Source organism: Pedobacter sp. AC379, assembly GCF_979258145.1.
Genome location: NZ_OZ409839.1, coordinates 2,919,280 through 2,946,272 on the forward strand (window position 1 = coordinate 2,919,280; position 26,993 = coordinate 2,946,272).

Here is a 26,993-nt window from a genome sequence, read left to right on the forward strand (position 1 = left end):
ATATAATTTACAGGGACATTACATCAACACAACCAATTTAAACCTATATTCGTATATAAAAATAAAAGAACGATGATCAGCACAATTTTAATCCTATTAAACTTATTGGTATCACCGCCAAAAAATGTTTACGATTTCAGCTTTAAAACCATTGATGGTAAAGAAATTAAACTATCTAAATTTAAAGGCAAAAAAATCTTAATTGTCAATACTGCTTCTAAATGTGGTTTTACTCCTCAATATGAAGATTTGGAAAAACTGCAGAAACAATATGGTAAAAAGGTAGTTCTAATCGGTTTTCCGGCTGGTAACTTTGGTGGCCAGGAGTTTTCTACCAATGCAGAAATTAAAGAATTTTGCACCGGAAAGTACAATGTTTCTTTTTTACTTGCAGAGAAAAGCAGTGTAAAAGGTGATGACATCAGTCCGCTGTTTAAATATTTAACTTCTCAAACCAATACAGAGGAGCAGGGCGAAATTAAATGGAATTTTGAGAAATTTTTAATTAACGAAAAAGGAGAACTGGTACACCGTTTCCGTTCTAAAACAAAACCTACTGACGAGGCTATTGTGAAAAACCTGTAGGCATTAAGCAAATAAATAGACGGCTTTATGCTGTTTGTAACAAATATAAAAGGTAAGATGCATTGGTCATTTTACCTTTTTTTATGCCCAATAAATTGTGTGCTGAAAAATTTTGGGCAAGAGAAAGGGGCTTAAATCCATAAGCCCCAATTAAACCAAACAAACTATTTATGAAGTATATATATAACGCCCTGCTTGATTAAAATGTTTTTATAAAATCGAAAATTTTTTGTGTTGATTATGACCAAAAATCAAAATGTGTGCTTAGGTGCATTTTTTTAGGCAAAGCGAGATAATTTTCAACAAATTGCTGTTGGTTTTTGACTTTAAGATGTTAAAATAAGTTCAACTGCTCGGGTTGATATAAGCCTGGATCGAAACTGTACGTTAATACCGGGTTTTGACTGTTGCTAACATAATACACTTCAGTTTCCTGATGCCTTGAAGCTACTTTTACAAAAGTATCTCCAGCAACGTTTTTAAAAAGCTTTTCAACCAGTTCGGGGTCGTTATTATCTTTCGATAAGTGGCTCAATAAAAGGTGACTAAGGTAAGGTGCTTTATGGTTGTTAAAAAGCTCAAGGGCCTGCTCGTTACTGAGGTGACCGTGGCCGCTCATAATCCGTCTTTTCAAAAAATAAGGATAGCTGCCATTCTGAAGCATTTGTGTATCATAATTGGCTTCTAAAAAAGCTGCATGGCAATTTTTGAAATGGGTAATCAAACGATCGCATACTGAGCCGATGTCGGTAAAAATGCCAACCCTTACATCATTGCATTCTACCGTAAAACTATATGGATCTGCAGCATCATGAAATTTAGAAAATGCCGAAATCTTTAAATCACCAATCTGGATATGCTGTAAATGATTTAGCGGGTGCGTGTTCTTTTCATTTAAAATTAAGCGACTGCTTTTTAATGTTGCAGTGCTAATGTAAACCGGAAGGTGGTATTTTTTGGCAAAAACAGCTAAACCTTTAATGTGGTCGCTGTGCTCATGAGAAATAAAAATGGCTTTTATTTTATGGATTGATAAACCTAAGCGGTCCATTCGTTTTTCTACTTCTTTACAGGTTAGGCCAACATCAATCAACACCGCTTCATTATCGTTGCCCACATAGTAACAATTGCCGTTACTTCCCGAATTTATAGATGTAAAATATAGTGCCATTTTGAAGCTGCAAGATAAGGCTTATTTGGCGAAAGAGAAAAGAAAACTATACCCTTACGCCGTTGTACTCTACCAGGCGTGAAAGTAATGGAAGGAAAGCCTGAATCAGGTTAATTTCTTCTGAAGAAAATATTTTTTCCATGGTTTGTACCAACCATTCTTCTTTTATTTTTCTACTGGCAATAATGTGTTTTTCGCCGAGTTTGGTAAGGCCGATAAAAACTTTACGTTTATCCTCTTCGCTGGGAAACCGTTCTACGCATTTTGCATCAAACAACCGGTTAATGATTTGTGAGATGGCTTGTTTAGATACCCTTTCAAGATCGGCCAGTTCGGTAGATAACATTTTGCCATGCTGCTCCAATAACGACATTGTTAACAATTCTGCATTGCTAAATTCGGAACTTACGTTTTGTTTACGCAGTTGCCTGGTTAAGCGGGTAACGGTGCTCCTTAATTTTGCGGCAATTTCTTGTGTTTGAGTAGGCATATTAATGGTAAATAAACTTTACAAATATAATGTTTTAATTTTATAGTAAATGATCATGAGTTTAAATTAGTATGCTAATTATGATTTTAAATTGATAAAACTATTCATTTTAGTCTTTTCCGTTACGTTATAAATATCTACTTTTGTAAAGTTACTTTACTAATTTAAACATGAGCATATTTCGTTCGCTAAGGCATTACAATTACAGGTTATTTTTTACAGGTCAGGCTATTTCATTAATTGGCACGTGGATGCAGCGTGTAGCCATCAGCTGGTTGGTTTACCGCTTAACAGGGTCGGCTTTTTTGTTGGGTTTAATTACATTTTTAAGTTTAATCCCTTCACTGGTGCTTGCACCTTATGCCGGCAGCTATGTAGATAGGCATAACAAGTATAAAATACTGGTAATTACGCAGGTAATTTTAATGTTGCAAGCTGGTGCACTGGCTTTAATGATCTGGTTTAAAGTATACGATATGTTCTGGATAGCAGCACTTTCACTGGTGCAGGGCTTGGTGAATGCTTTTGATGTAACTGCGCGACAATCGTTAATGGTAAATTTAATTGATGATAAAGAAGATTTACCAAATGCGATTGCACTTAACTCTTCGATGTTTAATGCTGCAAGATTAATCGGGCCTGCATTGGCGGGTGTAATTCTAAGTACATTGGGTGAGGATATTTGTTTCCTGATTAATTTTGTAAGTTTTATTGCCGTATTGGGCTGTATGGTAATGATGAAACTAAAACTTACCATACCTCAAAAATCAAAAGAAAATATCTGGATTGACCTTAAAAAAGGGTACGATTACTTAAAATCATCACCAGATTTGGCTTCGATGGTACTAATGATGGCTGCTTCGAGTTTATTGGTAATCCCTTTTACAACGTTACTGCCTGTTTTTGCTAAAGATATTTTTAATGGAAATGCCACAACCTTTGGCTGGTTTGAAAGTGCAGCTGGCTTTGGTGCTTTTTTTGGTGCAATTTATATGGCTACTTTAAAAGCAAATCAGAATCTACAAAAAATTGTAATGATGTCGGGTATTTTGTTGGCAGTTGCTGTTGTGGCCCTGGCTATTTCACCATCTTTAATACTGGCTTTAATTTGTACCGGTTTGGCAGCTTTGGGTTTAATGGCGCAAACCTCATCCATAAATACTTATTTACAAACACATGCCGACGATTTAATGAGGGGAAGAACATTAAGTTATTACATTATGGCTTACCAGGGTGTATTGCCGATTGGGAGTTTATTAATGGGTTATTTAGCGCATATTTTCAGTACACAGGTTGTAGTGGCTTTCGAAGGATTTGCAGGTTTGTTAATAGTGGCTGCATTTGTATATAATGAAAACCGCCGCAATCAGTTGAAGAATAAGTTTTCATTATTTGGTAGTTAGATCATCATGTAAGTTTATTTTCATTTTCTTAACCACCTTAAATTTTTAAATGCCGGATAATTAATAAGGTTTTGTCACCATTTAGGAGTTAAGTTCTATTAGGTTTGGTGCAAATGGTTTACCGCAGATTTTAAAATAGTAGGTTAAAACGCTACACGCATTTACCCGTGCACAATCAGCTTACAATCCACCATCACTTTTTGGTAATTCTGGATATCAATTTCCTTATTAATCAACTGGAGCAATAATTTAATGGCATTTTCGCCCACCGATTCCGGATTTTCTTCAATTGAGGCAATAGGAGGGGAATCAAGATAACTGATAAAAGAGGTATTGCCAAAACCTATGCATTCAATTTCGTTAAAGTTTGGGTGGTTTATTGATCGGAGGTACTTTATTGCATCAAACAAAATGGGTTCTTTAAAGGCAACCAAAGCTGTTGGCATATTAGCTGGATTTGCAAACAGATGCTGGATTGCTGAAACGGTATTTTCTTTATCAAAATCGGTATAAGCCACCAATTCAGATGAAAAAGGCACCTGGTTATCTTTTAATGCATTAATGTATCCATTAAAACGGTCATGCGTAAAATTAATCATCTTTGGTCCGCCCAAATACGCTATTTTTTTATGCCCCCTGTCTATTAAAAACTTTGTTGCCTGGTAACAGCCCTGGAAGGTATTGCCCAATACTTTATGGCAGCTTAAGTTAAAACTAGGGTTTCGGGTATAATAAACTACAGGAATGCCCATGTTTTCGAATTGATCGAGGTGGGCAAAATCCTGTGTGTTTTTAGAGATGGCTACTATTAAACCATCCACACGACTGCGTAACAACATGTTGGCCGATTGAATTTCTTTTTCAAGGTCATCATGCGATTGACTGATAATTACATTATATCCATTTTGAGTGGCAAACTGTTCAACCCCGTATATGCTTCTGGTAAAAAAATGATCAAGCAGGTTTGGTAAGATGATACCGATAATGCGAGATTTTTTTTCCTTTAAGTTGATGGCAGATTTATTGGGTGTAAAATGCAGATCGCGAGCCATTTCCTGCACACGTTTTTTGGTGTACTCATTAATGGTTGGGTAGTTGTTCAGGGCTTTTGATACTGTTGATACTGACATCTTTAACTTTTCAGCCAAGAACTTAAGTGTAACAGGGGTATTATTCATCATCTTTTCCAATCTCAATGCATAGATAAGAAAAAAAATGCAATTATTTCAAACGTTTGAAATGTAGTTTCAATGGATTTTATAGCGTTTTAGGCTATTTAAAAACACTTTTATCTTTCAAGCTTTTCTAAATTCGTTACCGCTAACACAAACTAACCAAATAAACATGATCAAATCATCACAAACCAATTTCAGTTTAAAAAGGGCTTTAACTGAAGTGCCAGGTTTAGTTGAAAAAACTAAATCGTTTTGTCTCCAAAATATTACGTTTTCAAGGCAAAATCGTATAATTCTCAAAATGCCTGAGGCAGTTTAAAAAAACAACAATTTTCTGAGTGCCGACCCGATAACGCTGAGCAATACCTAAGAAATTTTTTTCTCTGATTTTTGACTGATTCTCCTTGAATTACAGTCGTTCAGTATGAAGTATGCATTAAATTTTTACCAAATAGATTTAATATTTATAATAATTATGGATAAACTTTACAATTTGAGCCGCACTTTTACCTGTGTTGGGTTTGCGAAAATCCAATGGTCAAAGGTGCGCTATACCTTAACCTTTCTTTTCCTCCTCAGTTCCTGTTTCTCTGCTTTTGCGCAAACAACAGTAACAGGTGTGGTTAAGGATAACAAAGGAATTACTTTGCCGGGTGTGAGTGTTAGGGTTAAAGGCACCACAGTTGGGGCAGTAACCGATAATGATGGAAAATTTTCAATCAAAGCAGCAGAAACTGCAACCCTAACCTTTACTTATGTTGGTTATGTAAATAAAGAGGTTGCGGTAAATGGCAAAAATACCCTAACCATTGTTTTAGAAGATAACTCTCAGGGATTGGATGAGGTAGTTGTGGTTGGTTACGGTGCGCAGAAAAAATCTACCTTAACTGGTGCTATTGCACAGATCAGTTCGGAGGAGATTATGAAATCGCCAACTCCAAACCCTACCAATAGTTTAATTGGTCGCTTACCAGGCTTATTGGCCGTACAAACTAGCGGACAGCCCGGTGCGGATGGTGCCCAGCTAAAGGTTAGGGGTGTTGCAACCTACGGGGCCAACAATGCGGCTATTGTGGTGGTTGATGGGGTAGAAAGGCCGAGTTTTTCGGATGTGGATGCAAGTGAAATAGAAACCATCACGGTATTAAAAGATGCGGCATCTACTGCTATTTATGGTATTCGTGGTGCAAACGGTATTATTGTAATTACCACCAAACAAGGTAAAATTGGTGCTCCAAAGGTAACCTATACCGGTAATTATGCCTTGCAAACCTATACTGGTTTAGCTGTAGGATTGCCAGCGCTTGAAAGTGCGATCTTGTTAAACCAATCGTACACTAATGATAACAAGCCAGTATTTTTTACTGATGCTGAAATCCAGAAATTCAGGGATAAATCAGATCCGATAGGTTATCCTGATGTGCAATGGTTCGATTATTTAACCAAAAAATATTATTCGCAAACGCAGCACAACATCAACATCAGTGGTGGAACTAAAGTGGCCAAATATTTTGTTTCGGCAGGTTACGCCTTTCAGGATGGTATTTTTAAAAAGTTCGATTCACCATATGGGATCAATACAGTTCCAAATTACAACCGTTACAATTTCCGTTCGAACGTAGATTTAACGCTGAATAAGGATTTTACTGTTGGAATTAAACTGGGCGGCCGTTTTGCCGATCGTTATCAGCCGGCAGGTTTAAGGTCCTCATCTGCTTTCTCTTACGATACGATTGAAGGAATGATTTCGCGGATATTGCAGGTTCCTGCTTATGCTTATCCGGTTACTTTGCCTGATGGCAGAATTACTGCAAACCCTAATGTGGGTACAAATATCTGGAATCCTTATGCTGTTTTAACGCGTTTTGGAACCCGAAATGATGATAACAATACCATCGAAAGTACTTTTAACCTCAATTATAAATTGGGCTTTATTACCAAAGGTTTAGGCTTTAAAACAGTTTTCGGTTATGATTCTTATTACAACAATATCGAAAGAAGAAATGCAAACTGGGCTGCTTATGTATATAACCCAGCAACTGGTGAGGCTACTTTATCAACCGATACCCGCAACCGTGATGAGCCTTTAGGTGCGGTGCAGGATGGTGGCGTTACTGAAGGGAGTACCAACATGAATATCCAATCGGGATTTGATTATAACCGCGATTTTGGAAAACACAATGTAAGTGCTTTATTATTGGGCACCAGGCAGTTAATAAAATCTACAGGATCTACTGCATTTACCGCTCCTCCAAAAGCTTCGCAAGGTGTTGCAAGCAGGGTAACTTATAATTATGATGAGCGTTATTTTGCAGAATTCAATGCTTCTTATAATGGATCAGAAAACTTTGCAGCAGGCTTGCGTTATGGGTTTTTCCCGGCAGTTTCGGCAGGGTGGACATTAACCAATGAGCCTTTCTGGAAGAAAAACGATATCCTATCTTACTTTAAAATCAGGGGTAGTTATGGTTTGGTTGGTAACGACAGGATTTCGGATAGCCGTTTCTTATTTTTAACCAGTTACTCAACTTATACCACAACAACAGCTGGTGGGCAGGTAACTCCATTTGGAAATCCTAACTCCATAACCAATTATCCAACAATTCTAATCAGAGATCCCCAGTTTTTTGGGGCTACAGGAAACGATCTCGGAAACCCAATTGTAACCTGGGAAACCGGAACCAAACGCAACATCGGTTTTGAGGCGCGTTTATTTAAAGATAACTTAAAAGTAACGGCAGATTTGTTTGACGAAACCCGGAGAGATATTTTAACACCATCATTAAGTGGTTCTGCACTTTATGGCCATACGTATCCAAACTTTAACAGAGGGATTGTATACAATAAAGGTTACGAAGTAGAATTTGATTACCAAAAACAGATAGGCAGCATTACCCTTGGTTTAAATGCACAGTTAAGTTATGCCAAAAATAAGATAGTAGAAAACGATGAACCAGATGGCCTGCCGGCTTCATTGGTAAGAAAAGGAGCAAGTGTTGGCCAGTTTTTTGGATATGTAACAGATGGTTTCTACCAATCGGCCGCAGATATTGCTGCTTCACCAAAATTACAGGGCTACCTGCCAATACCGGGCGATTTAAAATTTAAAGATTTAGATGGTGATGGCATTGTTACCAGTTTAGATCAGAAAGCCATTGGCCATACCAATACCCCAGAGTACATTTATAGTTTTAGTCCACGTGTTTTATACAAAGGATTTTCACTTTCGGTGTTATTTCAGGGAGTTGGTAATGTAAGTTCCAATGTTATTTTGAACGAGCAGAACAACGGCCAACAGATGTATCCTTTTATGCTCGATTCATGGACACCTGCCACGGCAGCAACAGCAACCTGGCCAATTATCCATGCCAGGGGAACTGCATCATTAAATTATGCTTTAAACGATTTTACTTTACAAAATTCTGCCTACCTCAAAATCAGAAATGTAGAATTTGCCTGGAATTTACCAAAAGAATGGGCCACTGCATTGAAGTTAAGCAATGTGCGGGTATTTGTGCAGGGGCAGAATCTTTACACCTGGACCAAGTATAAATTTTATACCGATCCTGAAAACGTAAACACGATAAATACCGCTTTCCCATTGCAATCAATTTATCCTACTTCAAAGGTGTACAATTTTGGTTTAAACGTTCAATTCTAAGATCATGAAAAATTATAAAATATTTACAGCCATTCTTTTATTAACGCTCTTCTCGGTTTCCTGTAAAAAGGACTATTTAGAACGTACGCCTGGGGTGGCGATTAGTGAAGATGAAATTTTTGCCGATCCGGCACTGGCTGCAAGATTTGCCGATAATGCCTATAATTATGTAATTACAAAATATGTTCGTTTTAACGATCACCGTGGTTGTACAGCACAGGCATCTGATGAGGCCGTTTCCGGAAACTCAGAAGGCTCGGTAACTTCCTTAAACAGAGGTTTATACCACGATCATTCTAACGGACCCTCTTTAAATGATATTTATGGGGTTTGGAAACTGATGTATGCGGGTATTGCTGTAGAAAATAAAATGCTCGCCAGGATAGGGGAAGTGCCTTTGCCTCCGGCAGCTAACGTACCAATATTCGATGCCAAACGCGTAGAAGGTGAAATGCGTTTCTTACGTGCGTTATCTTATTTCGAACTTACTAAAAGATTTGGTGGCGTACCCATTATAGATAAAGTTTATGCCGTAACGGATGATTTGAATAGTGTACCAAGAAGTTCTTTCGCCCAGGTAACCGATTTTATCCTTAAAGATATTGAAGTGGCCATTACCAAGCTGGGTACCGATGCAGAATACGGCCCATCTAATTATGGTCGCCCAACCATTGGTGCTGCGTTAGCTTTAAAAGCACGGGTATTGTTGTATGCAGCAAGTCCGTTAAACAATCCAAATAACGATAAAACGAAATGGCAGGCTGCTGCTGCTGCGGCGGCTGATGTGATGGCGGGCACTATAGCCAGACAAACGTATTCATTACAGCCTAATTATGGCGAATTGCTGAATCTGCCTTCTTCGCCAGAATATATCATGATGAGGATAAAAGGCCCAACGCCTTTAGCCGGAGAAATGATGCAGGATTTTTCAATGTCGCCAGGTTCTGGTGGTGCGCAAGGACAAATGAACCCTACACAAAACCATGTAGATATGTATGAAATGGCCAATGGTAAAGCCATTACCGATCCTACTTCAGGTTACGATCCACAAAAGCCATATCAAAACCGCGAGCCACGTTTTTATAACAACATTATTTACAACGATTTAGCATGGCAAGGGAGGAAAATCGAAATGTGGACCTCTTTGGATGCCAATAATAAAATATTATTTGGTAAAGATTATAGCACAACTATAACCTATACCGCAACACGTTACTATTGTAAAAAATACTGGCCTGAGGTTTACCGTACCGTTGGTGGAAGTACTACGTTGTTAAATTACCTCTATTTCCGTTATGGTGAAATATTATTAAACTATGCTGAAGCACAGAATGAAGCAGTAGGACCTGATGCCACAGTTTATGCACAGCTTGTAGCCCTTCGTCAACGTGCCGGAATTACAAAAGGTGCGGGCAGTAATGGTTATGGCCTGAAAGATAACATGACCCAGGATGAAATGCGTGCAGTAATAAGACACGAACGCGCTATTGAGCTGGCTTTCGAAGATCACCGTTGGTACGATATTATGCGTTGGAAAATTGGTGCACAAACCATTGCGGTGCCAATGAAAGGTATGGATGTAGTTAAAAATGCCAATGCAACTTTTACCTATACCCCAATTGTTTTAGGGCCAACTTATCAGAAAACCTGGACAGAAGCTCAAAATCTTTATCCAATTCCCAGAGCAGAAATTTATAAAAGTAATGGAGTTTTAACTCAAAATCCGGGTTGGGAATAGTAGGGAATTAATATAACGCTAAAAAGATTTTTCAATATGAAATTTATAAAATCAAAATATATCATTTGTCTCTTATTCATGATGGCAGGAGTGCTGCATGTTTATGGGCAAAAACCTGATGAAAGATTAACCGTAACGGGTAAGGTAGTAGATCAGGATAAGAAGCCGCTGCCTGGAGTAGCCATATCCATACAGGAAGATAAAACGAATAAAGCGGTTTCTACAGGTACTGATGGTAGTTTTACTATCGAAACCACTACAAGTGATGTGCTGATATTCAAATTTGTAGGTTATGGTACCTTATTAAAACCAGCAACAGATGTAAGCAGGGGAGATATTGTATTAACCAAATCACTGGTTGATGCTGGCGATGATGATGATGTGTATATTCCATTCGGTGTTCGGAAAAGAAGAGCGATAACCGCAACAATTAGCACCATCCGGGCTGAAGACCTTCCTCAGATACCTTCATCTTCATTAACCAACGTTTTTACCGGCAGGTTAGCAGGTTTAGCAGTATACCCGAGTGGTTCGCAGCAGCCAGGTTACGATGCCTCTAGTTTTTTAGTAAGGGGGCGTTCATCATACAACAGCAATCAGGAACCTTTGGTAATTGTTGATGGTATTGAAAGAGATTTCACCTCAATGGACCTTAATGAAATTGAAAGTGTAAGTGTTTTAAAAGATGCAGCAACCTTGGCCTGGTATGGCATGTATGGCGGTAACGGCGTAATTTATGTTAAAACGCGCCGCGGCAGTGCAACTTCTACCAAAGTAAGTTTTGATGCACAGGCTGGCTTACAGGCACCTATGCAAATTACAGCTCCGTTAGATGCATTTTCTTACGCAACGCTATACAATGAAGCTTCCATCAACAGCGGTGGTGCTGCAGTGTATAATCAGGCAGCTTTACAAGCTTACCAGGATGGCTCAGACCCAATAAAATATCCAAATAACAATTTTGTACGCGATTTTACCAAAAAGGTAGCACCAACACAACGATATGTAGCTTCAGTAACGGGCGGCAATGCCTTTATTAAATATTATACCGTATTAAGTGCCTACCAACAAGGTGGTTTTTACAAAGGTGGAAACAATGAAACATATGATGCCAATACCGATTTTAACCGTTATAACCTCCGCACCAATTTAGATTTGCATGTAAACAAAAATTTAGATGTTGCGCTTGATATTGGTGGCAGAATTACCAACCTTACTTTCCCAAATGCAGGTACAGCTACTTTTTTAACCACTGTATATGCTACACCGGCCAATGCTTTTCCAATTTTAAATCCTAACGGAACTTATGGCGGTACTTCAGTTTACCCTCAAAGTAACCCCTTGGCTATGTTACAGGCAAGAGGTGCAAGTACCGATTTAATGCGGAACATGATTGCCACTATCAGCGCCCGCCAGAAAATGGATGGCATTTTAAAAGGTTTATCTGCTGAAGTGTTTTATGCTTATGACATTGCAGGTTTATACCGTTCAGGATTCTCTGAAACTTATGCCACTTCTGAAATCGGGACAGATGGAAAATATCTTCCTGCCTACGGTACAGCAAGCAAGGTAAACTACCAGGGAAATGTTTTTTCAGGAAACGTTAAAAAAAGTGAGTTTTGGGCAGGATTGGATTATAACCGCACCTTTGGTCAGCATGATATTAAATTTTCAACGCGTGTTTCAAGAGCAAACTTATCGTCATCCGGCAGTTTGGATGTAAGGAGAGAGGGTTGGTCTAACCGCTTATCATACAGCTTTATACAACGGTATTTTGTTGATGTAACCGCTAACTATTCGGGTTCAGAGAATTTTGCGCCAGGTAAAAGGTATGGTTTTTTCCCTGCGGCATCAGCCGGATGGATCATCTCTGATGAAAATTTCATGAAAGGATCTACCAGTTTTCTTGATCTTTTAAAAATAAGGGGTTCTTATGGTTTAGTGGGTAACGATGCCATTGGCTCGGCCAGAAGGTTCGCCTTTAACGATTTCTACAGCAGAAGTACAACCGGTTATAACTTCGGTACCGCTTTTGCCGGAGTAAGTGGTTCTGGTCAGTTGGCTTTGGCTAATCCCGATTTAACCTGGGAAAAAGCATATAAAACCAGTTTAGGTTTCGACGCTAAACTGTTTAAACAATCTTTATCAATCAGTGCCGATTATTTTTATGAGGATAGAAAAGATTTAACCACAGCTTCGTTATTGCCTAGTTTGCTTGGTCAAAATCTAATTTATGTAAATGAAGGTGAGGCCGAATACAGAGGTTTTGAAACAGGTATTAATTACAATAAGAAAATCGGGGAAGTAAATGTTAATCTTTTCGGAAACTTCACTTATAACGTAAGTAAAATACTGGCTATTAATGAAGCAGCTGGCCTGCCGGCTTATCAAAAACAATTGGGGCATCCCATTTCGAGTGTAATTTCTCCGGCAGCTACAGCTAATACAAGTGCCGGTTATATATCAACTATGCTGATCTCTGATGGTATTTTTCAATCGCAGGCTCAGATTGATGCTTCGCCAAAACAAATCTTATCAAGAGATGTAAAACCTGGCGATATTAAATATGTTGATCAAAACGGTGATGGAGTAATCAATGATCTGGATAGGGTGAGAACCGATTTCAACTTTGTACCTAAAGCTTTCTTTGGTTTTGGTGCTTCAGTATCCGTTAAAAATTTCGATATCAACTTTTTATTTCAAGGTACCAGTGGCCGTTCCATTACCATTCAAAACTTAGTAAACTCGGGTAATGCAAACAATGGTTATTTGAGCCAGTTTAGTGTAGATAGATGGACACCAGCTAACCCCGGTGCCGCTTACCCTAGGTTATTGTTAACCGATAGAGGCAATAATACAGCCAACTCAGACTTTTGGATCCGCTCCGGCGATTACATCAGGTTAAAAAACGTAGAGCTGGGTTATTCTCTGCCTCAACCCTTTACCAGGAAATTAAAAATCTCACAGCTCAGGTTTTATGTAGGTGGTTTAAACCTCTTAACATTTGATAAACTAGGCGATTTACCTATCGATCCGGAATTGCCTGAATCGGGATACAATGCCTCATATCCTTACATGAAAATTTATTCATTAGGGTTGAACTTGAAATTTTAATAGATAAGACAATGAACAATGAAACCATCATGATTTTACAACTTTCAATTAAGATATGCTTAAAATCATGATCGCTTCATCACCATTAAAAAAAGAAAAAAAGATGAAAAAAAATATATTTTATCTCCTTCTTGCCCTTGTAATTTTACAGGTTGCCGGATGTAAAAAAGATGGATTTCTCCAGGACGGATCTTTTAGCGGAGGTAACGATGTTACTGAAGCGCAATTGTGGGCCAATCCTGATTATGCCAGAAATTTTTTAAACAATGTTTATGCCTCACTTTCCGATCGGTATAACCTTGGCGATGGTGCCTTATTAGCCTCTGGAAGTGATGAAGCCGTTAATTCAAATCAGAATGCCTCAATTTCTACCCTAAATAATGGTACTTGGAGTCCGGTTAGAACATTTGATGATGTATATGCCGATATGTATGCGGGGATTAGAAAAGCAAACATGTTCCTCGAAAAGATAGATGCAGCTGCAATTGTGCCAATTGATGAAGTTTTACCAGCAAATGTGCCCGAAAATCAAACCCTTGCTTCGCAAATAGAGCGCTTAAAAGGGCAGGCTTATTTTTTAAGGGCTTTTTTCGAATTCGAATTGCTTAAACGTTATGGCAGCTTTCCGATAGTTACCAAAACCTTAACCATTAATGATAATTTAGATTTGCCAAGAAACACCTTTGATCAGTGTGTTGCACAGATTTCGGCTGATTGCGAATCGGCAATAACAAGGTTGCCTGCTTCTCCGTCTGATTGGAATAATGTAAACCGGGGTAGGGCTGCAGGAACTTCAGCAATGGCACTTAAAGCTCGAATGTTGTTGTATGCGGCCAGTCCACAATATAATCCATCGGGCGATGTTAGCAAATGGCAGGATGCAGCCAATGCGGCAAAAAGGTTAATGGATACTGGCAAACATGGTATATATGCCTCATACCAAAACATATGGTTATGGAATGTAGCCAATGCAGCTTATAATAATGAGGTTATTTTTGCTACACAAACACTCAATACCAATACGATAGAATCAAATAATGCACCTATTAGCTACGATGGGGCAAACGGACGTACAAACCCCACACAAGAACTGGTTGATGCTTTTGAAATGAAAACCACGGGTAAACCGATTACAGATGCAGGTTCTGGCTATGTAGCCAATAATCCTTATGCCAACCGCGATCCAAGGTTGGGTTTTGCAATATTATATAATTCAGCCTCAATTCAACCAGCTACAGCACCAGGTAATGCGGCTTATTTGCTCACACAATTTAAAGGAAAACCTGTAGAAACCTTTGTTGGCGGTAAAGATGGACTTGGCCTGAATGTAAACGCAACAAAAACAGGCTATTACATGCGTAAATATTTAAGTGAAAGTGCCGTTTGGGCAGGTACAGCAACCAATGTTCGCCGTCCTTGGATATTTTTTAGGTATGCCGAAGTTTTATTAAACTATGCCGAAGCATTAAATGAGGCACAAGGTGTGGCGGCTTTAACTGAAATTCTGAGATCAGTAAATGCAGTTCGCCAAAGAAAAGCTACAACTACTTCAGCACAAAATGTTGATATGCCTCCATTGCAAACCACAAACCCATCGGGCCCGGGTTACGTTGCCCCAACAAAAGAAGAACTCCGTAAAAGGATTCATAACGAACGCCGGGTGGAGCTTTGTTTCGAAGAACACCGCTTCTATGATGTACGCCGTTGGAAAGAAGGCGAAACCACATTTAACAAACCTGTTACAGGAATGCGCATTGTACAGTTAACGCCAACTACATTTAGCTATACCCCATTTGTGGTAGAAAACAGGGCTTTTACGGCTAAAAACTACTTATATCCAATTTCGCAGAATGAATTAAATAAAGCTCCAGGTTTGGGGCAGAACCCTGGATATTAACCAAAAACTAGATTTTGCTCAAATTTAGGCGGGCGGTGGAAACACCGTCCGTTAATTAATTGTTAGTTTTGAAACAGTCAATTAATTAAATTAAAACTTAAGTTATGTTAAAAACAACCTATAGCGTATTTTTAATCTGCTTTTCGCTCCTTTCATCCATCAGTTACGGTCAGGTTACGGCTATACAGAACATTCAGGCACGTAAAATCCAAAGTTTGAACGGCAAATGGAATTATATTGTCGATCCATACGAAAATGGCTATTATGATTATCGCCACGAACCATTCGATCAATCCAAAACCGGAACAGGTGGTTATTTTGACGATAAAGTTCAAAAAGATAAGTCAGAACTGATAGAATATGATTTTGATCATTCACCACAAATGAATGTTCCGGGCGATTGGAACTCACAGTCAGAAAAATTAGAACTTTACGAAGGCAATGTCTGGCTACGCAAAAAGTTTGATGCAAAACCCGAAAAAGGAAAAAGATATTTCGTGTACTTTGCTGCCGTTAATTACGAAGCACACGTTTACCTAAACGGAAAAAAATTGGGTGTACACAAAGGTGGTTTTACACCTTTCCAGTTTGATGTTACCAGCAATTTAAAGGTTGGCGAAAACTCTATTGTACTTAAAGTAGATAATATCCGTAAGCAAGATGAAATACCTACTGTAAATACCGATTGGTGGAATTATGGAGGCATAACCCGTGATGTATTTCTGGCAGAATTTCCCGATCATTTTATTAACGATTATAAACTTCAACTCGTAAAGGGAAACAAAAACCTGTTAAATTTCTCAGTAAAGCTTGCTGATGCAACTGCAGGGCAGGAGATTACACTTTCTATCCCCGAATTAAAATTAGAAAAGAAATACAAAACAGATAGCGAAGGCAAAATAGCTGATGAATTTACCTGGAACAATTTAAGCTTATGGTCGCCGGAAACGCCAAAGTTATATGCCGTAAATATTAAAACCGACAAAGAAAATATTAACGATAAAATTGGTTTCAGAACCATTCAGGTTGATGGTGACAGCATTCTTTTAAATGGTAAATCTGTTTTTTTAAGGGGCATATCCCTGCATGATGAAAACCCGCTTTTAGCAGGCCGTTTACGTTCAGAAGGCGATATGCGCATGATGTTGCAATGGGCAAAAGATATGAACTGTAATTATGTTCGCCTGGCTCATTACCCGCACAACGAAGAAATGATCCGTTTGGCAGATGAAATGGGTTTACTGGTTTGGGCTGAAGTTCCGGTGTATTGGACCATCAGCTGGACCAACCCTGCAACATATGCCAATGCCAAACAACAACTTACCGATTTAATTGTACGCGATAAAAACAGGGCAAGTGTAATTGTATGGTCTATCGGTAATGAAACTCCTTTAAGCGATGCCCGTTTAAGCTTTATGAGCAATTTGGCAGAAACTGCCCGCACTTTGGACGATACGCGCCTGGTTGCTGCGGCTTTGGAGGTGCACCGTGAAGGAAATAACATCATTTTGAACGATCCTTTGGGCGAAAAAATCGATCTGGTAAGTTTTAATGAATATGCGGGCTGGTACTGGGGAGGTAATCCTTCAGAAATTACTAAATACAATTTCGATATCAAGTATAAAAAACCCGTAGTAATTACCGAATTCGGTGGTGATGCGCTCGGTGGTTTCCATGCTGATGAAAATACCCGCTGGAGCGAAGAATATCAAGAAGCTTTATACAAAAACCAAATTACCATGCTGAGCAAAATTGGTGCATTACGTGGTATGACCCCCTGGATTTTGACCGATTTCAGGTCGCCAAGAAGACAACATCCCATTTATCAAAATTTTTGGAACCGTAAAGGATTAATTAGTGAAACAGGAAAGAAAAAGAAAGCTTTCTATGTGCTGAAAGACTTTTACGACCAAATACAGGTTAAATATAAATAGATTATGAAAAGATTACAGAGAATTAGTTTCGCTTCGAAAATAATGCTTTCGGTGTCGCTTTTAACCCTTTCTTGTGCAAAATACAAGAGTACCAGTATCGATCCTGGAATGGCAATAGCAGCACCAAAAATAGCAGAAATTACTTTGCAGGCAAACATGCCTTTCCCCATGGGGGCAGCCGTTAATGTAAGTTTATTAAAAAGCAATACGAACTACCGTAATCTTGTTATTAAAGAATTTAATAGTGTTACGGCAGAAAATGCCATGAAATTTGCATCCGTACATCCAGCAAAAGATACATACACCTGGAGCGATGCCGATTACCTGGTTGATTTTGCCGTAGCCAATGGAAAAAGAATACATGGCCATACCTTAAACTGGTACAAATCATTACCAGATTGGGTAAATAATTTCCAGGGGACTACCGCCGATTGGGAAAACCTTTTAAAAACCCATATTCAAACCGTTGTAGGCCATTTTAAAGGCAAAGTTGTTTCATGGGATGTAGTAAACGAAGCCGTTAACGAAGGTGGTACGATCCGCAACAGCATTTGGGTGCAAAAGTTAGGCATTGATTATATTGGCAGGGCATTTCAATACGCACACGAAGCCGATCCAAATGCGTTACTTTTTTACAATGATTATGGTCATGAATTTGGCACCACAAAACGCACTGCAATACTAAACCTGGTTACCAGTTTAAAAAATAAAGGTATTCCTATTGATGGTATCGGCATCCAGATGCATACCCGCGTAACACAAAGCGATGCAAATTTAACAGCTGCCATCAGTACTGCTGCTGCCACAGGTTTAAAAATACACATTTCAGAAATAGATATTTCCTTAAATCCCGATAACGTACCATCCATTATTTACACTACTGCTTTGGGCGAACAGCAGGCTGCAAAATACAAAACCATTGTTCAGGCCTATAATGCCATACCAAAAAGTCAGCAATTTGGCATTACCCAGTGGAATGTTACCGATGCAGACAGTTGGATTCCTGCAAATTATAACCGAGCCGATTGGCCTTTGCCTTTTGATGCACAATATCAGCGAAAACCGGCCTATCAAGCAATTTTAGATGGCGTTAAATAGCAAACATCAATTATGAGAAGATACTTACCATTAGCCTTAATTTTAGGGATTTCACTCTCTGCTTCTGCGCAGGATAAAAAAATCGAAAAGAAAATTGATTCCGTTTTGAAACTGATGACCCTCGAGGAGAAAATCGGTCAGTTAAATCAATACACAGGCGACAGGGATGCAACAGGACCAATTACCAATAATCCGAATAAATTAAAGGATATCCGCGATGGTAAATTGGGTTCCATGCTAAATGTGCGTGGGGCAAAAGAAACCAGAGCCGTGCAGGAAGTGGCCATGCAATCGAGAATGAAAATTCCGTTGATTTTTGGTTTGGATGTTATTCACGGTTACCGCGTTACCTTTCCAATTCCCTTGGCCGAAGCCGCAAGCTGGGATTTGGCCGAAATGGAAAACGCTGCAAGAGTTGCAGCCGGAGAAACCGCGGCTTCGGGTGTACACTGGACATTTGCGCCCATGGTTGATATTGCCCGCGATCCACGTTGGGGTAGGGTAATGGAAGGTGCAGGAGAAGATACTTACCTGGGTACTAAAATTGCATTTGCCCGTGTAAAAGGTTTTCAGGGTAAAGGTTTAGGCAACCTTGATGCCGTTATGGCTTGTGCAAAACATTTTGCAGCCTACGGTGCTGCAATAGCCGGTAGAGATTATAACGCAGTTGATATGAGCGAACATACGCTTTGGGAAACCTACCTGCCGCCATTTAAAGCTGCGGTTGATGCAGGTGCTGCAACTTTTATGAATTCGTTTAACACCCTTAATGGCATTCCCGCTACTGGAAACAGTTATTTACAACGCGATATTTTAAAAGGACAGTGGAAATACCAGGGTTTTGTAGTAAGCGATTGGGGATCTATAGGGGAGATGATTGCCCATGGTTATGCTAAAGATAAAGAACAGGCAGCCGAGCTGGCTATCAAAGCAGGAAGCGATATGGACATGGAAAGCAGGAGTTACCTGCCTGGTCTGGCTAAACTGGTTGCCGATAAAAAAGTACCGCTTGCTTTGATTGATGATGCCGTGAAAAGAGTTTTACGCAAGAAATTCGAACTGGGCTTGTTTGATGACCCATACCGTTTCAGTAATGAAAACCGTGAGGAAAAGGAATTAAATTCTGCTGAAAACAGAGCAGCATCGCTTAAAATGGCCGAAAAAAGCATCGTGCTGTTAAAAAATGAAAATCAGGTACTTCCCTTGTCCAAAAACTTAAAAAAGATTGCTGTAATTGGTCCTCTAGGAAAATCTGAAAAGGATATGCAAGGTTTTTGGTCTATCGCATGGGAGAAAGATAACCTGGTTTCGTTATACCAAGGACTAAAAAACAAAGTCGGCAACCAAACCGAATTATTATATGCCAAAGGCTGTGAAGTGGCCGACTCTTCTAAAACTGGTTTTGCTGAGGCTGTAGCAGTAGCCAAACAGGCAGATGTAATAATTATGGCTGTTGGTGAAACGTTGGATATGAGTGGTGAAGCAAAAAGTAAAGCCAATATCCACATGCCTGGTGTACAGGAAGATTTAATAAAGGCCATACAAGCTACAGGCAAACCTGTTGTGGTATTGGTAATGGCCGGCCGGCCGCTAATTTTCAACTGGACAGCCGACAATGTTCCGGCTATAATGTATACCTGGTGGTTAGGGAGTGAAGCCGGTAATGCCATGGCCAATGTACTTTATGGAGATTATAATCCGGCAGGTAAATTACCTATGACATTCCCACGCGATGAAGGACAGATCCCTTTGTATTACAATTATTTAAGCACTGGCCGTCCGGCTAAAAATGATAAAGATACCCGCTACCGTTCTGCTTATCTGGATATGCCGAACAGTCCTAAATTCGCTTTTGGGTACGGTTTAAGTTATACCACTTTCGATTATAGCAATTTGGCTGTAAGTAAAACACAAATGAAACTTGATGATCAAATAAGTGTAAGCTTTACCTTAAAAAATACAGGCAAATATGCAGGTGAAGAAGTGGTTCAGTTTTACTTACAAGATAAGTTTGCTTCTGTTGTACGCCCTGTTAAGGAACTGAAAGATTTTCAAAAGGTGATGTTAAAGGCGGGAGAAAGTAAAACCATCACATTCACTATTAATAAAGAAAAACTTTCCTTTTATAACCAACAGCTCAAATGGGTTGCTGAGGCTGGCGATTTCAAATTAATGATCGGAACTGCTTCGAATAATATTAAACTGGAAAAGGATTTTACGCTATTGAATTAGATTGGCCAGGGAGACACAGAAACACCCAATTATGTCGCAAGGCTACTTTGTGTGCTTAGTGCCTTCTTAGTGAAAAAATTAAACGGTTGGTGGCAGCGGCGAGGAAGGAATTCAAAACAAAAATTTCCGATCCTTCTGTGTTTCCGTGGCAAAAAATAAAGTGCAAAAATATAACATGAAGAAATCATCCCTAAGATCGAAATCACTTTTATTACTAATTATAGCAGCAACTACAGCCTTAAACAGCTTTGCCCAGGATGCTGGCCGCAAAACCATTAGCTTAAACGATCAATGGGAATTTAATAAAGAAAACGGACCTGTTGAAAAAGTAAATATTCCACATACCTGGAATGATAAAGATGTTTTGGATGATGTGCCTGGCTATTACCGGGGTTTAGGTATTTACGAACGTAAATTAAAGCTTGATGAAAGTGCGAAAGGAAAAGATATCTACTTGATATTTAATGGCGTAGCACAAGAGGCTGAAGTATTAATCAATGGTAAAACAGCCGGAAAACATATTGGCAGTTATACCCATTTTACTGTGCCCATATCTTCATTTTTAAATTATAAAAACGATGTTATAGAAGTAAGGGCAAATAACCGTTTTAATGAAGATATTCCACCGCTTACGGCCGATTTTACATTTTTTGGTGGGATGTACCGCAACGTAAGTCTGTTAATTGCGAATCCAATTCACTTTTCGCAAAAAGAAAACGGAAGTTCGGGTGTATTTATCACCACGCCGCAGGTTTCTGCTTCAGCGGCAAGTGTACAAGTTAAAAGTTTGATTGATAACGCATCTTTTACAAATAAAAAGATACAAGTTGTTACCACCATTTTCGATGCAAAAGGCAATGCGGTAGCCAATAAAAGCACTGCCCAAAATATTAATAAAGGGGCTAGTATAGTTGTGGTTCAGACTATTAAATCTATAAAGCAGCCTCAATTATGGTCGCCGCAAAATCCCTATTTATACCGCGTGGTGACCAAGATTATCGATGTTAAAACTAAGTCGGTAATCGATCAGGTTTCTAATCCTTTAGGTTTCCGCTGGTTTAAGTTCGATGCCGATAAAGGATTTTTCTTAAACGATAAACCAATGAAAATTATTGGTGCTAGTAGGCATCAGGATTACGAAAATAGGGGCAATGCTACACCAGATGCGTTGCAGATCAAAGATATTGAGTTGCTTAAAGCCATGGGCGGTAACTTTTTAAGGGTAGCACATTATCCTCAAGACCCACAAATTTTAGAAGCATGCGACCGTTTGGGCATTTTGGCTTCAGTAGAAATTCCGGTAGTTAATACCATTACCGAAACCGAGGCTTTTACCGCAAACTGTTTGAACATGCAAACTGAAATGATCAAACAGAATTTCAATCACCCAAGTATCATCATCTGGGCATATATGAACGAAATCTTACTTCGCCTAAAGTTTTCTAACGATAAACCCCGTCAGCAAATTTATTTTGAGCATGTACGCCAACTGGCCCAAAAATTAGATAGTTTAACCCGCAAAGAAGATCCATCACGTTATACCCTTTTGGTTAACCACGGTGCCTGGGATATTTACAACAAGGTGGGTTTAACTAAAATCCCGATGATTGTGGGCTGGAATTTATATTCCGGATGGTACTCTGGCGTACCCGATGATTTTGCTAAATTTTTAGACCGTCACCACAAAGAATTGCCAAATACCCCTTTTATGGTTACCGAATACGGAGCAGATGCTGATCCTAGGATTCGATCATTTTCACCAATCCGTTTTGATAAAAGCGTAGAATATGGCGTTAAATTTAACCAGGTTTACCTAAATGCTATGTTAAGCAGGCCATTTGTAGCCGGAGGCGAAGCCTGGAATTTGGCCGATTTCAACTCCGAAACTCGCGAAGAAACCATGCCGCACATCAATAACAAAGGTTTGTTAACCATCGGTCGCGATCCAAAAGATACTTATTTCCTTTATCAGGCTTATTTATTGCAAAAGCCCTTTATTAAAATTACTTCAGCACAGTGGAAAGAAAGAGGAGGAACGGCCGATTCTGCCACATTAAGCAGTACACAGCCAGTTCAGGTGGCCACCAACCTCAAATCGGCAGAACTTTTTCTAAATGGTAAAAGTTTAGGTGTAAAAGATGCTGTAGATCACATTATCGAATGGAAAGTACCATTTATTGATGGAAACAACCAAATACGCGTAATATCTGGTGATCAGAACGATCAGGCCGATGTTGATTTTCAATTACAACCTTTTAAATTTAATGATAGCAATATTCCTTTTAAAAACATCAATATCCTATTAGGTTCAAAACGTTTTTATATCGACGAAGAAGAACACCAGCTCTGGATGCCCGATCAACCTTACAAAATAGGCGCATGGGGATGGATAGGTGGCGATCCTTACAAAGGAACCAACAACCGCATTACTTATGGCAGCGACAAAAACATTTTAGGTACTGATAATGATCCGGTTTACCAAACCCAACAGGTAGGTATTAAGCAATTTAAATTTGATGTGCCTGATGGCGAATATGAATTGGCCTTGCACTTTGCAGAGTTGGTTGGTGGCGAAACAAAAGAAGCATTGGCTTATAATTTAGATAATAACCATAAAAAAGAAGTGGAAGAGCAACGCATTTTCGATGTTTCCATTAATGGCGTATCCTTTTTACCCGGATTAAACCTCGCTACAGATTTTGGCTATACCACAGCGGTTAAAAAAACCACCAGGGTAACCGTACAGAATGGAAAAGGAATTTCAATTGATTTTAACGCGATAAAAGGTAAACCGGTTTTAAATGCATTACAATTAAGAAAAATCTATTAATCTGTAAAACCATGAACCAGCTTCCACTGCGCATTTTATCGATTGATGTTTTAAGAGCACTTACCATGTTCTTAATGATCTTTGTTAACGATGTTGCCGGCGTTTCCAACATTCCGCAATGGATAGAACATGCACCTGCCGATGTGGATGGATTGGGTTTTTCAGATTTAATTTTCCCGGCTTTCCTCTTTATTGTAGGCCTTTCCCTTCCATTTGCCATTCAAAGTAGAATTGTTAAAGGCGAAAGCTTATTTTCTATTTCAGGCTATATTGCTTTAAGGGCACTCGCTTTAATTGTAATGGGCTTTTTTCATGTTAATTTAGAAAATTACAATCACCATTCGGCAATTTTGCCTTACCCGGTTTATACAATTGCCATCACAATTGCTTTCTTTCTGATATGGTTGGATTACCCTGAAAATTTATCAAAAAATAAAAAGTATGGCCTTATTGGGCTTGGCATTTTATTACTTGCTGTATTGGCATTACTATACAAAGGTGGTTCAATAAGTCATCCTGAGGGCTTAAAGCCACATTGGTGGGGCATTTTAGGTATTATTGGCTGGGCTTATCTGGTTTCTGCTTTTGTGTACCTTTTTTTAAAAGGTAATTTGTTATTGCTCATGTTGGCTTTTGTTGCCTTTGCGGGCATTAACATTACTACCCACCTGGCTTTATTTAACCACCACTTATGGATCATCAGTGATGCTTCTTCAATCGTGTTAATGTTGGGCGGTGTATTAATTACTTCCATATATAAAAAGCTCATTGGCAGTAAACAGTACCTGGATTTTTGGATCTTAATCAGTTTTTATGGCTTATTGTCGTTCGCTTTTGGCATGTTCATCAGGCCTTACGCAGGGGGGATTTCTAAAATTTACGCTACATCTGCCTGGGTATTTGTGTGCATGGGCATTACCATCCTTGTGTTCCAACTGCTTATTTATTTAATAGATGTAAAACATAAAAACGATTGGTTTAAGTTAATCAAACCAGCAGGTACCAGTACATTAACCTGTTACCTCATTCCATATTTGTTGTATGCTACTTTTAGTTTGGTTCATTTTCATTTTCCACATTTTCTAAGTTCAGGTATAGGTGGCATCATCCGTTCTTTGGTTATGGCACTTTTGGTGATCAGGATTGTGTATTTTTTGGAGAAGAAAAAATTACGTTTAAAAGTTTAATTTAAAAATAAATGTTAAAGTTAATTAGGTATATATTCTTGTTTATTGTATTGTTTAACAGTGAGTTATTGTTTGCGCAGCAATCTACACGTTTAAATAATAACTGGGAATTTTTAAAGCAAGATTTGGGCGGTATATGGGAAGCCGTACGTCCCGTTGGCGTTGGCAATCCTGAGGCGGTTCCACTATGGCAGAAGGTAACTTTGCCGCACTGCTTTAATGCAGAAGATGCTGTAGATCCTGATGTTAATTATTATCAGGGCCCCGCATGGTACCGCACGCAGCTTAAAATAGAAAACCCTTACCAGAACGGAAGAACAATTTTACATTTCGAAGGTGCCGGACAAAAAACAGAAGTTTATGTACATACCACCAAAGTAGCTACACATGTGGGAGGCTATGATGAATGGACAGCAGACATTACGGATGCAGTTGCTGCTTTCCAAAAAACGGCTATTTACCAGAAACAGTTCAAAGGCAAGGTTCCGGTTTCAGTACGGACGGATAATTCTAGAGATCTGGAAATGATTCCTTCCAATCTATCCGATTTTAATGTATATGGCGGCATTTACCGTTACCTGAATTTAGTATATGCACCACAACTATCTGTTGATAAAATGTTTGCCAAAGCTGAAGTAGATGCTCAGGGTAAATTAGGTAAATTAACCGTTAAAACCCGTTTATATAATCCAAAAGCACTTAACGAGGCAACCGTTCTATTGAAATTAGTTGATCCTCAGGGTAAAACTGTAAGTAAAACAGATAAAAAGCTTACTAATTTAAGTGCTGATATCGATTTATGGTCGCTGGAGCTTAAAAAGCCTCAGTTATGGTCTACCGAAAAACCTGTGCAATACCGTTTGCAATACGAAGTTATTTCCTCTACAGGGAATTATAAAGGAGAAGAAAAAGTTGGTTTTCGCCATATCGAATTTGTAGAAAAAGGCCCCTTTAACCTTAACGGAAAACGTTTGCTATTGCGTGGTACCCACCGCCACGAAGACCATGCGGGTGTGGCAGCAGCCATGACGGAGGGCATGATCCGCCAGGAAATGCAAATGATGAAAGATATGGGTGTCAACTTTATCCGCCTCGGGCATTATCAGCAATCGCGTATTGTTTTAAACCTTTGCGATAGTTTAGGCATTATGGTTTGGGAAGAAATTCCCTGGTGCCGTGGCGGTTTAGGTGGCGATATTTATAAACAGCAGGCCAAAAGAATGCTTACCAATATGGTTGAGCAGCATTATAACCATCCGGCCATCATTATTTGGGGCATGGGTAACGAAAACGATTGGCCGGGCGATTTCCCAGAATTTGATAAGGAGAAAATCAGGGCTTTTATGAAAGAACTCAACGATCTTTCGCACAAACTCGATAAATCGCGCTATACCGCCATTCGCAGATGCGATTTTTGCAGCGATATTGTAGATGTGTATTCGCCTTCCATTTGGGCTGGCTGGTACCGAGGTGCTTATACCGATTATAAAAAAGCATCAGAAGATGAGTTTGCCAAGGTTAAACGTTTTTTACATGTAGAGTGGGGAGGAGATAGCCATGCGTTACGCCACTCAGAAAATCCGGATAAAGCGCTAAGTAAAATTAAAACAGGGGGCAGTGCCGATGAAAGGGCAGGAGATGCTTCATTGTATGGCGGTGCAGCCAGAATATCCAAAGATGGCGACTGGAGCGAATCTTATATTACCAATTTAATCGATTGGCATTTAAAAGAGCAGGAAACCATGCCCTGGTTAAGCGGTACAGCTTACTGGCCATTTAAAGATTTTTCTACACCTGTCCGTCCAGATAATCCTGTGCCTTATATGAACCAGAAAGGCGTGGTAGAAAGAGATTTTACCAAAAAGGAAGCCTATTACGTTTTTCAATCTTATTGGACAGAAAAACCAATGGTACACATTTACGGCCATACCTGGCCCACCCGTTGGGGCGATGAAGGTGAAGAAAAAATGGTTAAAGTATATTCCAATTGCACCGAGGCTGAAATCTTTTTAAACGGAAAAAGTTTTGGAAGTAAAAAACGCAACAGTCAGGATTATCCCGCGGCAGGCTTACGCTGGAACCTTCCTTTTGCAAAAGGCGAAAATACAGTTAAAGTAATTGCTAAGAATGGAAAAGAAACCGTAACTGATGAGATTAAGTTTACCTATCAGACTGAAAAGTGGTCCAAGCCCGCAAAAATGGAACTCAGGAAAATCGATCAGCAGGATGATATAGCTACTGTAGAAGTTAAACTCTTTGATGATAAGGGAATACTTTGTTTAGATGCAATCAACTGGATAACTTTTGGTTTAACTGGTGATGGTAAATTAATTGATAATCAAGGTACTTCTTCAGGATCAAGAAAGGTACAGGCTTACAATGGAAGGGCCATAATTAAAGTTAAATTAAATAAAGGGCAAAGTGCCATATCTGTAAGTAGCGAAGGTTTGAAAACAGTTTTTACTACATTATAACCGC

At 39.1% G+C, this 26,993-nt stretch carries 15 protein-coding genes; 12 read left to right on the top strand and 3 right to left on the bottom strand.

Annotation, left to right across the window (positions count from 1 at the left end):
• Positions 1-72: 72 nt before the first annotated feature.
• The gene (locus ACZZZW_RS13020; protein WP_055904609.1) at positions 73-585 is read left to right on the top strand and encodes a glutathione peroxidase; all 513 of its coding nucleotides are present in this window, start codon (positions 73-75) and stop codon (positions 583-585) included.
• Between the two features lie 334 nt (positions 586-919).
• Here the strand turns inward: ACZZZW_RS13020 and ACZZZW_RS13025 are convergent, their stop codons facing one another.
• Positions 920-1,756: an MBL fold metallo-hydrolase gene (locus ACZZZW_RS13025; protein WP_463493901.1), complete on the bottom strand. Its 837-nt coding sequence runs from the start codon at positions 1,754-1,756 to the stop codon at positions 920-922.
• 46 nt (positions 1,757-1,802) lie between these two features.
• Positions 1,803-2,246, bottom strand: coding sequence for a MarR family winged helix-turn-helix transcriptional regulator (locus tag ACZZZW_RS13030; protein ID WP_055904613.1), 444 nt, complete (start codon positions 2,244-2,246; stop codon positions 1,803-1,805).
• Positions 2,247-2,416: 170 nt separating this feature from the next.
• Here ACZZZW_RS13030 and ACZZZW_RS13035 point away from each other — a divergent pair, with 170 nt between their 5' ends.
• Positions 2,417-3,649: an MFS transporter gene (locus ACZZZW_RS13035; protein ID WP_463493904.1), complete on the top strand. Its 1,233-nt coding sequence runs from the start codon at positions 2,417-2,419 to the stop codon at positions 3,647-3,649.
• 161 nt (positions 3,650-3,810) lie between these two features.
• On the opposite strand, the gene ACZZZW_RS13040 is transcribed toward ACZZZW_RS13035, so the two are convergent.
• Positions 3,811-4,830, bottom strand: a complete 1,020-nt coding sequence (locus tag ACZZZW_RS13040) for a LacI family DNA-binding transcriptional regulator (RefSeq protein ID WP_463493906.1) — start codon at positions 4,828-4,830, stop codon at positions 3,811-3,813.
• A gap of 469 nt (positions 4,831-5,299) precedes the next feature.
• On the opposite strand from ACZZZW_RS13040, the gene ACZZZW_RS13045 reads away from it, so the two are divergent.
• From ACZZZW_RS13045 to ACZZZW_RS13090, 10 genes are all read left to right on the top strand, one after another.
• Positions 5,300-8,485 (top strand): SusC/RagA family TonB-linked outer membrane protein, encoded by a 3,186-nt coding sequence (locus ACZZZW_RS13045; RefSeq protein ID WP_463493908.1) that lies wholly within the window; start codon positions 5,300-5,302, stop codon positions 8,483-8,485.
• 4 nt (positions 8,486-8,489) lie between these two features.
• On the top strand, positions 8,490-10,223 hold the full coding sequence (locus ACZZZW_RS13050) for a RagB/SusD family nutrient uptake outer membrane protein (protein WP_463493911.1): 1,734 nt from the start codon (positions 8,490-8,492) through the stop codon (positions 10,221-10,223).
• Between the two features lie 36 nt (positions 10,224-10,259).
• Positions 10,260-13,337 carry a SusC/RagA family TonB-linked outer membrane protein gene (locus tag ACZZZW_RS13055; protein ID WP_463493913.1) on the top strand — a complete coding sequence of 1,026 codons (3,078 nt, stop codon included), beginning with the start codon at positions 10,260-10,262 and terminating at the stop codon, positions 13,335-13,337.
• Positions 13,338-13,440: 103 nt separating this feature from the next.
• Positions 13,441-15,234: a RagB/SusD family nutrient uptake outer membrane protein gene (locus tag ACZZZW_RS13060; RefSeq protein WP_463493915.1), complete on the top strand. Its 1,794-nt coding sequence runs from the start codon at positions 13,441-13,443 to the stop codon at positions 15,232-15,234.
• Positions 15,235-15,338: 104 nt separating this feature from the next.
• Positions 15,339-17,168 carry a glycoside hydrolase family 2 protein gene (locus ACZZZW_RS13065; RefSeq protein ID WP_463493917.1) on the top strand — a complete coding sequence of 610 codons (1,830 nt, stop codon included), beginning with the start codon at positions 15,339-15,341 and terminating at the stop codon, positions 17,166-17,168.
• A gap of 3 nt (positions 17,169-17,171) precedes the next feature.
• Positions 17,172-18,266 carry an endo-1,4-beta-xylanase gene (locus ACZZZW_RS13070; protein WP_463493919.1) on the top strand — a complete coding sequence of 365 codons (1,095 nt, stop codon included), beginning with the start codon at positions 17,172-17,174 and terminating at the stop codon, positions 18,264-18,266.
• Positions 18,267-18,278: 12 nt separating this feature from the next.
• Positions 18,279-20,498 (top strand): beta-glucosidase BglX, encoded by a 2,220-nt coding sequence (bglX, locus tag ACZZZW_RS13075; RefSeq protein ID WP_463493921.1) that lies wholly within the window; start codon positions 18,279-18,281, stop codon positions 20,496-20,498.
• Between the two features lie 175 nt (positions 20,499-20,673).
• Positions 20,674-23,328: a glycoside hydrolase family 2 TIM barrel-domain containing protein gene (locus ACZZZW_RS13080; RefSeq protein WP_463493923.1), complete on the top strand. Its 2,655-nt coding sequence runs from the start codon at positions 20,674-20,676 to the stop codon at positions 23,326-23,328.
• An 11-nt stretch (positions 23,329-23,339) separates the two neighbouring features.
• Entirely contained in the window at positions 23,340-24,515 is a 1,176-nt protein-coding gene (locus ACZZZW_RS13085; protein WP_463493925.1) for a DUF5009 domain-containing protein, read from the top strand.
• An 11-nt stretch (positions 24,516-24,526) separates the two neighbouring features.
• Positions 24,527-26,989 (top strand): glycoside hydrolase family 2 TIM barrel-domain containing protein, encoded by a 2,463-nt coding sequence (locus ACZZZW_RS13090; RefSeq protein ID WP_463493927.1) that lies wholly within the window; start codon positions 24,527-24,529, stop codon positions 26,987-26,989.
• Positions 26,990-26,993 lie beyond the last annotated feature (4 nt).